The following is a 16078-nucleotide window of genomic DNA, read 5'->3' as shown; positions in this document are numbered from 1 at the left end:
TTCTTATTTTGTTTTTGCGTACTGTTCTATTTCCGTATTCAGGTCGCTGTTATCCAAGTCCTCCCATTCAATCGGTTTGAATTTCTCTTGCAAGTACTGGAATACCACGAATAGGGTAGGTACAATGAATATCTGACAAATCATACCGATAAACATACCGCCGATAGCAGCAGTACCCAACGTACGGTTACCATGAGCACCAACACCGAATGCGAACATCATAGGCAACAAGCCGACAACCATAGCCAGTGATGTCATCAGGATAGGACGCAAACGGGCAGCGGCACCCAAGACGGCAGCCCACGTAATGCTCATACCCATACGGCGACGTTCGAGGGCGAACTCTACGATCAGGATCGCGTTCTTCGCCAACAGACCCACCAACATGATCAAGGCAATCTGCATATAGATATTATTGGACATCGTACCCAGAATCATCTTCAAAGCCGGAATATTACCCAAAGCAGCCCATCCCTGCACGAACAGGAAGCTACCCATTAAACCGAACGGAATGGAGAGCAATACGGACAACGGCAGGATGTAACTTTCATACTGGGCACTCAACAACAAGTAAACGAATACGAAACAGAGCAGGAAGATCAAGCCTGTCGTGCTACCGCTAGTTTCAGCCTCTTCACGCGCCATACCTCCCAATTCGTAACCGAAACCGGCAGGCAGGTTAGTTGCAGCCACCTCTTCAATCGCTTTCAACGCCTGGCCACTGGTAAAACCGTCGGCCGGAGCGACCATCACCTTCAGAGAAGTATACATATTAAAACGGCTGATAATATCCGGACCATACACCTTTGTCATGGTAATGAACTGAGAAATCGGAGCCATCTTATCTCCATTTTTTACTTTGATATTCTTCAACGATTCCATATTCGTTCTCAAAGTAGGATCAGCCTGCACCATTACTCGGTACATCTTTCCAAAACGGTTAAAGTTGGATGCATACAAACCTCCGTAATAACCTTGGAGCGTCATCAGGATATCGCTCGGGCTGATACCCACCTTCTTACAGGCTGCCGCATCGATATCGATCATGTATTGCGGGAAGTTGGGGTTGAAAGTCGTCTGCGCAGACTTAATCTCCGGACGAGCGATCAATGCTGCCATATAATCTTTTGACACATCAAAGAATTTCTCCAAACTACCACCTGTCTTATCCTGCATGTTCAACTCGATATCACTAGATGCTGAATAACCCGGGATCATAGGCGGAGTAAAGAACAACACCTGACCATCCTTTATAATCTTCTGGGCACGCATGAACAAACTACCGTAAACAACATCCGAACTTTGCATAATCGAACGTTCATCCCAGTCTTTCAACTTGATAATAAATGAACCGTAAGAAGGCCCTTGACCGCCAATGAAACTAAAACCGGTAATTGCAGTACGTGATTTTACAGCCGGATCAGAAGCGATCAGGCTATCGACGCGCTGCATAATTTCCTGCGTACGTTCCATTGATGTTCCCGGCGGCAATGTCACAGCTCCCATGATCGTACCGGTATCTTCATTCGGCACCATACCTGTCGGCGTAACTTCCATGAAGAAGATCAACAGGGCAATAGAACCGATAACCGTCCCGAACGCTAACCATTTCTTCTGGATAAAGAACAAGACACGTTTCTTATATCCCTTCAGCAACGAGTCATAAGCCGCATTGAACGATTTATGGAAACGCGTGACAAACGTTGTCTTCTTATTCTCATGCTCTTCTTCGTGGGGCTTCAGGAACATCGCACACAGCGCCGGACTCAAAGTCAAGGCGTTCAAGGCTGACAAACCAATTGCGATCGCCATCGTCAGACCGAACTGACGATAGAACGTTCCGGCTGTTCCGCCCATGAAACTTACGGGGATAAACACAGACATCATGACCAATGTAATGGAAACGATAGCACCGCCCAACTCGCTCATCGCGTCGATAGAAGCTTGCTTAGCCGACTTATATCCCTGGTCCAGTTTGGCATGGACACCCTCGACGACCACAATCGCATCATCGACCACAATCGCAATGGCAAGCACCATAGCACAAAGGGTCAGCAAGTTGATACTGAATCCGATCATTGAAAGCAAGAAGAATGTACCGATCAAGGCAACCGGAATAGCAATAGCCGGAATCAACGTGGAGCGTAAATCCTGCAAGAAAATATACACCACGATAAACACCAGGATAAAGGCCTCCAGCAATGTCTTGATTACTTCATGGATAGAAGCGTACAAGAAGTCGTTGGCATTCATGGACACCTCGACTTTCATTCCCGGCGGCATTGTCTTCTCGGATTCCACCAGCAGGTCCTGGATATTATTGATAGTCTCGGTCGCATTCGTACCAGCCATCTGGTAGACGATACAAGCTACGGCATTATGACCGTTTACTTTATTGGAGAAGTTATAAGTCAAACGTCCCAACTCGATATCCGCGATATCTTTCAGGCGGAGCACTTCGCCGTCGGGAAGGGCTTTTACCACCATATTCTCAAACTCTTCAGCTGTCTGCAAACGTCCCTTGTAACGGATCGTGTACTGGAACGTCTGGTTTCCCTGTTCACCGAAAGATCCCGGAGCCGCCTCGACGTTCTGTTCAGCCAAAACAGTCGAAACATCCGTCGGAACCAAATGATACTCGGCCATCACATCCGGCTTCAACCAGATACGCATGGAATAGTCGGTACCCAACACGTTTGCATCACCGACACCGGGTACACGCTGCACTTCCGGGATCAAGTTGATCTTGGCGTAGTTTTCAAGGAACTTCTGGTCGTAACGGTCTTCCGCATCATACACGGCAAATACGATCAACATGGAGTTCTGGCGCTTCTGCGTCGTCACACCGATCTTGGTTACTTCGGCCGGCAGCAAACCTTGTGCCATAGAGACACGGTTCTGGACATTGACAGCCGCCATATCCGGATTCGTTCCCTGTTTGAAGTAAATGGAAATATCGGCAGAACCGTTGTTTGATGCATTTGAAGTCATATACATCATATTCTCCACACCGTTGATCTGGTCCTCCAGAGGCGCGATCACACTATTCAACACGGTCTGCGCATTGGCACCCGTATAAGTGGCCCTCACCGACACGGTTGGAGGTGCAATGTCCGGATATTGGGTAATAGGCAAGGTCAACAAGCCTAAGATACCCAGGATTACAATTACGATGGAGATCACCGTAGAGAGCACCGGGCGATTTATAAATCTATCTAATTTCATATTTTCTGTTTTTAACGAACGAATGGGAGTAATTAATTAAATGCGGTCTTCAGATTACCGTCATGCTGGTCTTTCAAAGCCTGATCGTACTTGGCTTTCTGCTGTTCCGGAGTAATCGGCTCGATTGCCTGACCGTCTTTCAGCTTTTGTACACCTTCAATCACGATCTTATCACCGGACTTCAAGCCATTCGTAACTAAATAATCTTTCCCATCATCCAGATTTGAAACCCGGATTTCCGTATTCTTCACTGTGTTATCAGACTGCAAGACGAAAACGAACTTCTTGTCCTGGATTTCTACCGTAGCAGACTGAGGGATCATAATGATATTATCCATTGTGTACGGGAAAACGATATTACCCGTACCACCGCTTCTCAGAATATTTTTATCATTCGAGAAAATGGCACGCATACTGACAGAACCGGTAGACTGGTCGATCACACCACTTACGGCATCGATCTTTCCTTCTGTATGATATAATGAACCGTCGGACAATTGTAATTGTACAGCCGGCATCTTCTCCAGCTGTTCTTTCAATGTACCTCCAGCTTTAGTCAAGCGCAACAATTCTTTTTCTGTCATGGAGAAATAAACATAAACATCTCCAATTTCAGACACAGTTGTCAATGGCTGCGCTACAGAAGGGCTCACCAAACTTCCGATACGGTACGGGAAAGTACCGACAACTCCGTTCGACGGACTTGTCACTGTACAGAAAGACAGGTTCTGGCTCGCACTGACCAATGAAGCTTCCGCCTGAGCTAAACTCGCCTTGGCAGACATAAGCTGGTTGACAGCTGTCTGATATTCAAAATCACTGATAATCTTTTGATCGAATAATGCCTTTTTGTTCTTTTCGGTCAAAGTCAAAGTACTGACATTTGCTTTTGCCATTTCAACAGCGGCTTTTGCCTGTCCTACTGCAGCAGCATACTGAGTCGGATCGATCTGGAATAAAGCCTGCCCCTTACGGACTGTTGCACCTTCATCCACACATAACTTCACAATAAAACCTGAAACCTGGGGACGAACCTCAATATCCTGCGTACCTCTGATTGTTGCAGGATAGGACGTTGACTGGTCACTGGTTGTTGAACTGACTGAAAGAACAGCAAATTCATTATCCCCTAATTTCATACCACCCTGACTATTACCACAGGCAGTAAACAAAGACATTCCTACTGCAAATAAAGATATTTGCCCTAATAATGTAATTTTCAGCATTCGTTTATTCATATTCGTATTTTAATATATACAATCAATTCACCCTAAAAGCGTTCATTTTTGGTCTTGGTAACTCCATTCACACTATTTTTTATAAAAAACGTACAAATGTAGAATCTTTTTATCGTACTTTCTTTGTTTATACATTCTTTTATATACTAAAAAACTATTTTATTTCATATTTGATGACAAAACAAATTCTATTTTGATTAAACGAAAATATATTCGTCTAAATCACTATACAAAAAGATAAAATTGGTTTATTCAATAAAATATTTTAAATTTGCATTTAAACAGATAAATATCATATCTCATGGAAGCTAAATTCTTAATTTCTGAAGTATTCAATACTTCTTGGAAATATACCAAATCCCAGATTTGGGTATTAGTTGGATTGATGATCGGCATGTTCATCATTTCATTTACATTATCTATATTTGCATTACCGGCAAGCGGATCTATAACCGGACAAATAGTTGTTAATCTCATCAGCATGATTATCTCGATGATTTTTTCATTAGGATATATTAAAAATTTATTCCAAACATTAGACGGTATTGAACCTCAATTTTCCGCATACGGACAGCAAGCTCGTAAATTATTTACTTATTTCATTGCAAGTATTATCGTAGGCATTACAGTATTAATAGGTTGTATCATTTTTATTATTCCAGGAATATACTTAGCACTACGCCTACAATTCTTTCAGGCTTTAATCGTTGAGGAAGATGCCGGAATCATTGACTCTATAAAACTTAGCTGGAAAATAACAGAAGGACAAGTAGGACAACTGTTTATATTAATGTTAACAATGATTGGTATTGCAATTATTGGTCTATTATTATTTGGTATCGGTATTTTATTTGCCACACCTTTAATCTACATGATGTATTGTTACACTTTTCGTAAACTTAATGCAATAGTGATAGCAGAAAACCCAGAGAACGTTTAAATACAACTAGAATATATGCAATTCATAATAATTATTGGGTTGCATAACATTTTTCACCATGGGTAATACATATAGAATTAAAGATATTGCAAAAATGTCTGGGGTTTCCGCAGGAACCGTTGACCGTATATTACACAATCGAGGAAAAGTATCGGAAGAGGCTTATAAGAAAGTTAACAAAGTATTAAAAGAAATAGACTATCAACCTAATTTAATAGCAAGATCACTTGCCCTAAAAAAGAGCTATCGCTTTATAGCTCTTATTCCTCTATTCGCGGAGGGTGAATATTGGGCGGAATTATGTAATGGCATTGATAAAGCCAGACAAGAGCTTTTTAGTTATAATGTAGAAGTAGAACGCTTATATTTCGATCAATATAACCAACAGAGCTTTGATGAACTAATACCAATTCTTGAACAGACAGATTATCAAGGAGTTGTCATTGCAACATCTTTTTATAGTAGTGTTATGAGATTAACTCAGCTGCTGGATCAAAAAAAAACACCTTATGTTTTAATTGACGCTTTCATTGATAAAACGAATTGTATTGCTTACTATGGCATAAATTCATTTGATTCCGGATATATAGCCGGACGGTTATTATATGATCAAATCAACAAAACTGATAATATAGTTATTTTCAGATTTACACATAAAGGAGATGTACAAGTAACGCAAGAAATAAAACGCGAAGAAGGTTTCCGCAATTATCTATTAGAAAAAGACTTTGGTGGGAATATTTATACTCTGCTACTAGAAGCAAATGATCCAAACAAGAATACAGCTATATTAGATAATTTTTTTGATAAACATAAAGACATCAACGCAGGAATCATCTTTAATTCAAAAGCGCATTTAGTCGCGCAACATTTCAAACAAAAGCTCAAACAATTCTTTTTAATTGGTTATGACGTAATTAAATCTAACACAATTTATCTAGAAAACGGATACATTTCTTATTTAATAGCTCAACGTCCCGAAGTACAAGGATTCAACTGTATACGTGCTTTATTCCGTCATATAATATTAAAAGAAGAAGTAAACCGGATTAATTACATGCCAATTGATATATTAATAAAAGAGAATATCAAATACTATAATAACTATATTTAAAGCATAAAATAGCCTTTTATTGCGTATTTTTTTTGTTTGATAAATAAATATTCTACATTTGCACATGTTTATGTGTCCGCACACACAAAAGACAAAATATTATAGAAAAATCACATTAAACTAGAAAACATGGCTAATTTATTTTGCGTAAAAGACAAAGTTGTAATCATCACAGGTGGTGCAGGTATTCTAGGTAAAGGCATAGCAAAACATTTAGCGACAGAAGGTGCTAAAATCGTTATCCTTGACCGGGCTATAGAATCGGGCAAACAAATTGTTACTGAAATTAAAGAAACAGGAGGAGAAGCGATTTTCTTCTTAACTGACGTATTGGATAAAGAAGTTCTTGAACAAAACAAAAAAGATATTCTTACAAAATATGGACGTATTGATGCATTACTTAATGCTGCAGGAGGAAATATGGCTGGTGCAACTATAGCACCTGATAAAACAATTTTTGATTTAGACATAGAGGCTTTCAGAAAAGTTGTGGATTTAAATTTGTTTGGGACAGTCCTCCCTACTGTAGTCTTTGCTGAAACAATGGCAAGTCAGAAAGAAGGTACCATTGTAAACTTTTCTTCTGAATCAGCTTTACGTCCTTTAACACGTGTTGTAGGATATGGTGCGGCAAAAGCCGCGATTTCAAACCTTACCAAGTATCTTGCAGGTGAATTAGCCATCAAATTTGGAGAAGGACTACGCGTAAATGCTATAGCTCCAGGATTTTTCTTAACTGAACAAAACCGAGCTTTAATGACAAATCCGGATGGATCTTACACTCCACGCGCTGAATCTGTTATTGCACATACCCCATTTCGCCGTTTAGGCACACCCGATGAACTATATGGAACAATCCAATATCTAATCAGCGAAGCCTCAAAGTTCGTAACAGGAACAGTAGCTATTGTTGATGGCGGCTTCGATGCTTTTTCTATATAAATAAAGAATCATTATAAACCACTAAAAGAATCAATATTATGTATTTATGCAAACAAACATGGCGTTGGTACGGCCCAAATGATCTTGTTAGTTTACAGGATATTCGTCAGGCAGGCGCCGTTGGAGTAGTTCATGCGCTTCATCATATTCCAAACGGAGAAGTATGGACTGTTGAAGAAATAAAAAAAAGGAAAGCTTTTATTGAAGAAGCAGGCTTAAGCTGGACTGTTGTTGAAAGCGTCCCTGTACATGAACATATTAAAACACAAACGGGAGATTTCCAACGTTATATAGAGAATTATAAAGAAAGTATTCGCAATTTAGCAGCATGTGGAATAGATATCGTTACCTATAATTTTATGCCTGTACTTGACTGGACACGTACAGATCTGGCATATACTCTACCTGACGGCTCCAAAGCTCTGCGTTTTGAACGTGCCGCTTTTATGGCTTTCGACTTATATATATTGAAACGTCCAGAAGCTGAGTCAGAATACACAGATGAAGAAAAGAAAAAAGCGCGTGCCCGCTATGAGTCAATGAGTGAAGATGAGCGCAATTTACTAATTCGCAATATTATAGCAGGATTACCTGGTTCAGAAGAAAGTTTTACCATCGAACAATTTCGTGAAGCATTATCCCGATATAAATATATTGATGCAAAAAAGCTCCGATCCAATCTTATTTATTTCCTTCAAGAAATTGCACCTGTAGCAGATGAGACAAATGTTAGCTTAGTTATTCATCCGGATGATCCTCCATATTCTATTTTTGGACTGCCAAGAATACTCAGTACAGAAAATGATTTCCGTAGATTAATTGAAGCTGTACCGAATAAAAGTAACGGACTTTGTTTGTGTACAGGGTCGTTCGGAGTACGGGGAGATAATGATTTAGCGGGTATGTTAGAACGTTATGCAAACCGCATAAACTTTGTGCATTTCCGCAGCACACAACGAGATCCGGAGGGTAATTTCTATGAAGCCAATCACTTGGAAGGCGATGTAGATATGTACAATATCATGAAAACATTGCTTACTATTCAGCAGCGAAGGAAATGTAGTATTGCGATGCGTCCAGATCATGGCCACCAAATGATTGATGATTTAAAAAAGAAAACAAATCCTGGATATTCCTGTATCGGACGTTTACGTGGATTAGCAGAATTGCGAGGATTGGAATTGGGAATAGCCCGTTCTCTTTTTTCCATCTGATAGAGACACACAAATACATAAGAGTTTTACGGCATTAAATAAGAGTTTCTATACTAATATTTATTTAAGCCTATATCAATATAAATTATAATTTTCAGAGATTTTATTCCTACAATTTATAAACCGATATAGTTCCGTTTATAAATTGTAGGTTGTATTATCATTAAAAGGAAATAAATCATAAATAACAGACCTACACATCTAGCTACCGTAACCTTTTAGTATTTTTGCAGACAAAATCATAAAATGCACATGACAAATAAAATACTATATTGGCTTATATTCATTATACTAATTACTATATCAGCTTGTAGCACTTTTAAAACTCAAAAAAATCACAAATCTAAGTTCGTAACCTCTACAGTTGAATTTCCTTCACTAAATATCCCATTACCAACAACTGATTTCAATTTTATTTTTGCTGATTCTATTAAATTAGAGGATATGTATATACCTAAAAGGAAAATATCAAATGTCTTTACTTTTCGTGAAAAAAGCTATGTCAGTGTAAAAGATTCCGCATTATTCGCAAATAATAATACAGAGATTATAGATTTGACTCTCATACCTAAAGAAAAATATGCATTTCCTTTACCCAATGGAAAAATAATATCTCCTTATGGTGGACGTCGTAAGCATCATTCAGGTACAGATATAAAAACACGTGCAAATGACACAATTGTAGCAGCATTTGACGGAGTAGTACGCATGTCTAAACCTTTTGCAGCTTATGGGAACGTAATAGTTATCCGTCATTATAATGGACTGGAGACGGTTTATAGTCATAATTCCAAAAATCTTGTAAAATCAGGAGATTATGTAAAGGCTGGAACACCTATTGCATTAACAGGTCGTACAGGTAGAGCAACAACGGAACATCTGCATTTTGAAACCCGCATTAATGGTAAACATTTCAACCCGAACCTAGTATTCAACATGGAAACAAGAGAATTATATCACAAATATCTTATCTGTAAAAAACAAGGAGACAATATTATAGTACAACAAACAGACATTATGCCACATCAATTAACGGAAACATATAATAATATGCCCCAATAAAAAAAGCATAAAGTTGTACTTTATGCTTTTCTTGTGGAGCTGGAGAGACTCGAACTCTCGTCCAAACGAGGAATTAATTTGCTTTCTACATGTTTATCTTCGCCTTTAATTGTCGGAGTTAAGCAAGACCGAAGCCACCCACTCAACTCTTATCCTCTAAATTTTCATCTGAAACCCAAGGCTTATTTCAGACTATCTCCGATATTGCTGCACCACCTGATCGGAACGCTTCGAAGCCACAGCTTCCGGGTGATGTCACGTCCTCGTAACTTTTACAAGGATTAAGCTTTAATCTACTATACTTCGATTAAGCAGCGAGAGCGTAATTATTTTCGCCAGTTAATTGTTTGTTGTCTGAGATTTAAGTGCAAGCCAACTACGCACTACATGCTTACAAACCACTTCTGCCCGCTGTCAAAACCGGTCAGCCCCTAATTGTGTTTGCAAAGATATAAAATATTCCCTGTTTCTAAGCTGTTTTCGCTCTTTATTCTATTATACCAAGTTCTCGAAACCAGTCTTCTGCTCGATCCGGCCACTCATTTATAGCAACACCTGTATCACGTAGACCATAACCATGCCCCCCCTTACTGTATAAATGCATCCAAACAGGTACACCCATTTCTTTCAAAGCATAATAATAATAAAGGCTACTATTAATATAGGATTTATCATCTTCTGCTTGTATTAACATTGTAGGTGGTGTTTCTGAAGAAATTTTTAATTCTGGTGACAACTGGAAATTTTCACCATCTAAATAAGCAGGATAAACTAATAAGCAGAAGTTAGGACAACAACTTTCTTTATCCGCAGCATCAACTAATGGATATGTACGTTTCTGGCTATTGGATAACATAGCAGCCAAATGCCCTCCTGCAGAAAATCCCATAACACCTATTCTCAATGGATCTATATCCATTTCCTCTGCATGCGCACGAATATATCCCAAAGCTCGTTGAGCATCTTGTAGAGGAGCTTCATGTTTTTGAAGCCCTTCACGACGTGGTATTCTATATTTAAGCAAAACAGCCGTAATGCCAAGATTATTAAGCCATTCACAAGCTTCATCTCCTTCTAAATCATATGCTAAAATATTATATCCTCCGCCTGGACACACCAATATTGCTGCACCAGTTGCAACATCGTCCGGTGCATGATAAACAGTGATAGTAGGTTCACTTACATTTGTAAGCCGAAGAACTGTTTCGCCACCTACTTTTCCTCCATCTCGATCAGCTTTCTCTATAAGTTTGACCGTTTCGCCTGGAGCTCCGTTTGGAAACAATAATATCGGATTATCCTGTGCCATAATAGTACCAACCAGACAAGTCTCTACAAAAAAAAGAAACAACCATCTTATTTCCATATATTATACATTTATAAAGTCATTATATATGTGACGAATATAAATATTTATTTGATCCCTTCAATCAAATAAACTCAATAAAACAACAATATAAATTTAGAACATCAGTAAACTATTTCTGTTCATAAACTTAAAACAGAGTATAATTACCAAACCAAAAAAGGAACCAACCTTTCGATTGATTCCTTAAAAACGGCGGCTACCTACTCTTCCACTTTTACGCAGTACCATCGGCGTGACGAGGCTTAACTTCTCTGTTCGGTATGGGAAGAGGTGGATCCCTCGTGCTATAACCACCTTAATATCTTTTATTTCTTAAACACTCTGGACTATCAATAAAGTCTTTTCAGTAAAACTCCTTTCCTACAAAACTATCATCCCACTTTCCCTTCTGAAAGTCTCGGGCGATTAGTACTACTCGGCTCACACATTACTGCACTTACACCTGTAGCCTATCTACGTCGTAGTCTACAACGACCCTTCAGGGATATCTCATCTTGAGGCTGGCTTCGTANCGTGTCGGGATGATATCTCTGTAAGTTCGCTCTACTTCTTTACTTTATTGATTCTGTCCATCATGTCAAAGATCTTTTCTCATTACTGAGTGTTGTGGAGAATAACGGATTCGAACCGTTGACCCTCTGCGTGCAAGGCAGATGCTCTAGCCAGCTGAGCTAATCCCCCCTCTTGGTTTGGTAGATAGTAGTTGGTAGTTAGTAGTTAGTAGACTTATCTACTTTAACTTCCTGACTACTTTTACTACTTCTCCCGGAGTGTAGTCCCAGGCAGAGTTGAACTGCCGACCTCTACATTATCAGTGTAGCGCTCTAACCAACTGAGCTATAGGACTGGCTTATCTTTTTCTTCCTGAAACTTTCTTTCCGCGGGGATACCGCGTCGAAGCTTCTGTTTTCTCTACTGGGTTGTCCAGTTTTAAGATCATATATAAATACATTACAACTAAAGCAGCACAAGTAAGGAAGTTAATACCTTCGTTACTATACTCGGTAATTCTGTGCTCCAGAAAGGAGGTGTTCCAGCCGCACCTTCCGGTACGGCTACCTTGTTACGACTTAGCCCCAGTCACCAGTTTTACCCTAGGCCGATCCTTGCGGTTACGGACTTCAGGTACCCCCGGCTCCCATGGCTTGACGGGCGGTGTGTACAAGGCCCGGGAACGTATTCACCGCGCCATGGCTGATGCGCGATTACTAGCGAATCCAGCTTCACGGAGTCGAGTTGCAGACTCCGATCCGAACTGAGACGTGGTTTGGAGATTAGCGCCCTGTCGCCAGGTGGCTGCTCTTTGTCCACGCCATTGTAACACGTGTGTCGCCCCGGATGTAAGGGCCGTGCTGATTTGACGTCATCCCAACCTTCCTCACAGCTTACGCTGGCAGTCTCACTAGAGTCCTCACCTTGATGTGTTAGTAACTAGTGATTAGGGTTGCGCTCGTTATGGCACTTAAGCCGACACCTCACGGCACGAGCTGACGACAACCATGCAGCACCTCGCAAATGGCTATTGCTAGAAAGAATGTTTCCACTCCGGTCCAAATGCGTTCAAACCCGGGTAAGGTTCCTCGCGTATCATCGAATTAAACCACATGTTCCTCCGCTTGTGCGGGCCCCCGTCAATTCCTTTGAGTTTCACCGTTGCCGGCGTACTCCCCAGGTGGATTACTTAACGCTTTCGCTGTAGAGCTTACTGTATATCGCAAACTCCTAGTAATCATCGTTTACTGCGTGGACTACCAGGGTATCTAATCCTGTTTGATACCCACGCTTTCGTGCTTCAGTGTCAGTGATGGTTTAGTATGCTGCCTTCGCAATCGGAGTTCTGCGTGATATCTATGCATTTCACCGCTACACCACGCATTCCGCATACCTCAAACATACTCAAGATAAACAGTTTCAACGGCAATTTTATGGTTGAGCCACAAACTTTCACCGCTGACTTATCTATCCACCTACGCACCCTTTAAACCCAATAAATCCGGATAACGCTCGCATCCTCCGTATTACCGCGGCTGCTGGCACGGAGTTAGCCGATGCTTATTCGTAGGGTACATACAAAACAGGACACGTCCCGCACTTTATTCCCCTATAAAAGAAGTTTACAATCCATAGAACCTTCATCCTTCACGCGACTTGGCTGGTTCAGGCTTTCGCCCATTGACCAATATTCCTCACTGCTGCCTCCCGTAGGAGTTTGGTCCGTGTCTCAGTACCAATGTGGGGGACCTTCCTCTCAGAACCCCTATCCATCGTCGGTTTGGTGGGCCGTTACCCCGCCAACTGCCTAATGGAACGCATGCCTATCTATCAGCGATGAATCTTTAACAAATATCTCCATGCGGAGCCCCTGTTTTATGCAGTATTAATCCGACTTTCGCCGGGCTATCCTACTCTGATAGGTAAGTTGCATACGCGTTACTCACCCGTGCGCCGGTCGCCGACAGTGTATTGCTACACCTCGCTGCCCCTCGACTTGCATGTGTTAAGCCTGTCGCTAGCGTTCATCCTGAGCCAGGATCAAACTCTTCGTTGTTAAATTGTTTTTATCTCTGCTCAGAATAACCTTGTTTATTGTAAGTATTGACGGTATTAATTTTTTAATACTTGTACTACTTTTTAGTTGTATGTAAATTTTTCAAAGAACGTTGTTTGCTTTCGTTTGAAAAGCGAGTGCAAAGGTAAGGACTTTTTTCTTTCACGCAAATTTTATGAACAAAATTTTGTGGAAAGTTTTTATACCTGTTTTCCACCGCACAAACCGACATATTGCTTAGATACTTCTAACCTCAGTGACCCGATACCCGGAAAACATTTCCTTCTAATACTTAAATTTAATGCCCTCTCGCTTGAATGCGGGGACAAAAGTAGTGTTCTTAAACATATACTCCAAATCTTTTGACTATTATTTTTACGGTTTTTGAAGCTTGAGAATAAGAACCATTGAAATACTGGAAGTTACAAAATAAAGAATTAAGACTTTCTCATAATTTTATCTTCACATTTAAAATAACCATCAAGATAAATATTAGCATCTTCATCAATCTCTACTACGGCAAAACTATTATTTTCCGGAAGACTCCCTTCTATCATCCCTTTCATTGTAAAATAATGAATTCCGTCTTTAAAACTATAATGCCCATAATGATGATGTCCTTGAAAAACAGCTATAACATTTTTACTTCGCTCTAAAATTTGGACAATTTCATCAGCATTTAAAATACAGACATCTCTTGATATTCCAGAGAAAGCATCCAATAATTGATGAACAAAAATAATAACCGGATATTTACTATTCTCCAATTCTTTTTGCAACCACATCTTTTGATCATCAGGAATCATTGCTTTTGTCCACTGAAAATTACCACAATTATAATCGGAACTATCCTCATTAAAATTGCCATCCAAAACAATAAATTTAAATTTATCTCTGACAAAAGAATAATAAGTTTTTCCTTTTGTATCATTCCAGTTCCGAGTATGAGCTAAATAATCCTGCTTAGAAATACTATCCATATCATGATTTCCAAGTACATGATATACAGGGCCATTAAATGTTTGCAATGTATTCTCTATCTCATCCAAAAAAGATAATGTTTGTACTTTATCCGGAGGAGTTCCTTGATCTTTCAAATCTCCCAATTCAATTAAGAAATCGACTTTTTCATCATTAAACACAGTTATTGCATCTTGCAACTTTTGCTTTGATTGCTCATAATAACGAGTTTCCCACTTTTCTTTTCGGGCAAAATGTAAATCTGTAATCAATCCAAAGCGTATCTTTTTGTTCTTTTCCGTCATATTCAATCCCGGACAAGACAACACCACCATTCCACCACACGATTTTTTCAAGAACGTTCTTCGATCCATAATTCAACATATTTATTTTAAGGAAACAAAGACAGGACTAATTGCCCGTTTTCGTCGAAAATAGATAATTTATTTTTAACAGCAAAAATAAGTACATTCGGAAGAAAATAAAATTCCTTTCGGAAGAAAATAAAATTTCTCTCGAAAGGAATAAAAAAAACTCCATATTCCTTTTCCCAGAATATGGAGCTTTAGCGACCTCTTCAATCAACTTTTCCGAGGTTAACCTAAATAGGATTTGAGGAGCTTGCTACGCGTTCCTTGTCTTAATCTTCTAATTGCTTTTTCCTTGATCTGGCGGACACGCTCTCTTGTGAGGCCAAATTTGTCGCCAATCTCTTCCAATGTCATTTCCTGACAACCAATACCGAAAAACATTTTGATAATTTCACATTCTCTTTCGGTCAATGTAGCAAGAGCTCTATCAATTTCTTTAGCTAATGATTCGTTCATCAACGATCGGTCAGCAATTGGAGCATCATCGTTCACAAGAACGTCCAAGAGGCTATTGTCTTCGCCTTCTACAAACGGAGCATCCACTGATATATGACGTCCGGACACTTTCAAGGTATCGGAAATCTTATCAACAGGAATATCCAATTCGTCTGCCAACTCTTCAGGAGAAGGTCTTCGTTCATTTTCCTGTTCAAACTTAGAGAAGGCTTTACTGATTTTATTCAATGAGCCTACCTGGTTCAAAGGAAGACGTACGATTCTTGACTGTTCTGCCAAAGCTTGCAGAATAGACTGACGAATCCACCAAACAGCATAAGAAATAAACTTAAAACCTCTGGTTTCATCAAATTTTTCAGCAGCTTTAATCAATCCCAAATTGCCTTCATTAATAAGGTCGGGCAAACTCAATCCCTGGTTCTGATATTGTTTAGCTACAGAAACGACGAAACGCAGATTAGCTCTGGTTAATTTTTCCAATGCCCTCCGGTCTCCTCTTTTAATTGCCTGTGCCAATTCTACTTCTTCTTCAACCGTAATAAGATCCTCTCGACCAATTTCTTGAAGATACTTATCAAGCGAAGCGCTTTCGCGATTGGTAATGGACTTTGTAATCTTTAATTGTCTCATCCAATTGTT

The 16078-nt window shown here is 39.8% G+C and carries 10 protein-coding genes, 2 tRNA genes, 2 rRNA genes, 1 other RNA gene and 1 other annotated feature; of the genes, 5 read left to right on the top strand and 10 right to left on the bottom strand.

Annotated elements, in window-relative coordinates; translation table 11 throughout:
* Positions 1-3: 3 nt before the first annotated feature.
* Together C1721_RS09530 and C1721_RS09525 are read right to left on the bottom strand one after the other, a co-directional pair.
* A complete protein-coding gene (locus C1721_RS09530; protein WP_102408125.1) occupies positions 4-3225 on the bottom strand; it encodes an efflux RND transporter permease subunit in 3222 nt (1073 codons plus the stop codon).
* Positions 3226-3257: 32 nt separating this feature from the next.
* Entirely contained in the window at positions 3258-4463 is a 1206-nt protein-coding gene (locus tag C1721_RS09525) for an efflux RND transporter periplasmic adaptor subunit (protein ID WP_102408124.1), read from the bottom strand.
* A 301-nt stretch (positions 4464-4764) separates the two neighbouring features.
* Here C1721_RS09525 and C1721_RS09520 point away from each other — a divergent pair, with 301 nt between their 5' ends.
* The 5 genes from C1721_RS09520 to C1721_RS09500 all read left to right on the top strand — a co-directional run bounded on the left by C1721_RS09520 (position 4765) and on the right by C1721_RS09500 (position 9735).
* Entirely contained in the window at positions 4765-5403 is a 639-nt protein-coding gene (locus C1721_RS09520) for a DUF7847 domain-containing protein (RefSeq protein WP_102408123.1), read from the top strand.
* Between the two features lie 58 nt (positions 5404-5461).
* Positions 5462-6517, top strand: coding sequence for a LacI family DNA-binding transcriptional regulator (locus tag C1721_RS09515; RefSeq protein WP_102408122.1), 1056 nt, complete (start codon positions 5462-5464; stop codon positions 6515-6517).
* A gap of 129 nt (positions 6518-6646) precedes the next feature.
* Positions 6647-7459, top strand: a complete 813-nt coding sequence (locus C1721_RS09510; protein ID WP_102408121.1) for an SDR family oxidoreductase — start codon at positions 6647-6649, stop codon at positions 7457-7459.
* Between the two features lie 38 nt (positions 7460-7497).
* Positions 7498-8673, top strand: a complete 1176-nt coding sequence (uxuA, locus tag C1721_RS09505; RefSeq protein ID WP_102408120.1) for a mannonate dehydratase — start codon at positions 7498-7500, stop codon at positions 8671-8673.
* Positions 8674-8925: 252 nt separating this feature from the next.
* Positions 8926-9735, top strand: a complete 810-nt coding sequence (locus tag C1721_RS09500) for a M23 family metallopeptidase (protein ID WP_102408119.1) — start codon at positions 8926-8928, stop codon at positions 9733-9735.
* 31 nt (positions 9736-9766) lie between these two features.
* On the opposite strand, the gene ssrA is transcribed toward C1721_RS09500, so the two are convergent.
* The 8 genes from ssrA to C1721_RS09460 all read right to left on the bottom strand — a co-directional run bounded on the left by ssrA (position 9767) and on the right by C1721_RS09460 (position 16069).
* Positions 9767-10167, bottom strand: a transfer-messenger RNA (tmRNA) gene (gene ssrA / locus C1721_RS09495).
* Between the two features lie 55 nt (positions 10168-10222).
* The gene (locus C1721_RS09490; protein ID WP_102407687.1) at positions 10223-11101 is read right to left on the bottom strand and encodes an alpha/beta hydrolase; all 879 of its coding nucleotides are present in this window, start codon (positions 11099-11101) and stop codon (positions 10223-10225) included.
* Between the two features lie 190 nt (positions 11102-11291).
* Positions 11292-11402: ribosomal RNA gene (gene rrf, locus C1721_RS09485) — 5S ribosomal RNA — on the bottom strand.
* A gap of 100 nt (positions 11403-11502) precedes the next feature.
* Positions 11503-11583 (bottom strand) — a sequence feature (23S ribosomal RNA rRNA prediction is too short).
* 128 nt (positions 11584-11711) lie between these two features.
* Positions 11712-11785 (bottom strand) — tRNA-Ala (locus tag C1721_RS09480).
* Between the two features lie 92 nt (positions 11786-11877).
* Positions 11878-11951: transfer RNA gene (locus tag C1721_RS09475), tRNA-Ile, on the bottom strand.
* A gap of 174 nt (positions 11952-12125) precedes the next feature.
* Positions 12126-13652 (bottom strand): 16S ribosomal RNA (locus C1721_RS09470).
* A gap of 437 nt (positions 13653-14089) precedes the next feature.
* On the bottom strand, positions 14090-14986 hold the full coding sequence (locus C1721_RS09465; RefSeq protein ID WP_102408118.1) for a metallophosphoesterase: 897 nt from the start codon (positions 14984-14986) through the stop codon (positions 14090-14092).
* Between the two features lie 222 nt (positions 14987-15208).
* Positions 15209-16069: a sigma-70 family RNA polymerase sigma factor gene (locus C1721_RS09460; protein ID WP_005641668.1), complete on the bottom strand. Its 861-nt coding sequence runs from the start codon at positions 16067-16069 to the stop codon at positions 15209-15211.
* Between the last annotated feature and the right edge of the window lie 9 nt (positions 16070-16078).

The sequence above is a fragment of the Parabacteroides bouchesdurhonensis genome (assembly GCF_900186615.1).
Taxonomy (GTDB): domain Bacteria; phylum Bacteroidota; class Bacteroidia; order Bacteroidales; family Tannerellaceae; genus Parabacteroides; species Parabacteroides bouchesdurhonensis.
Note: the sequence above shows the minus strand (reverse complement) of the source record. Positions and strands in the feature narration are given on the sequence as shown.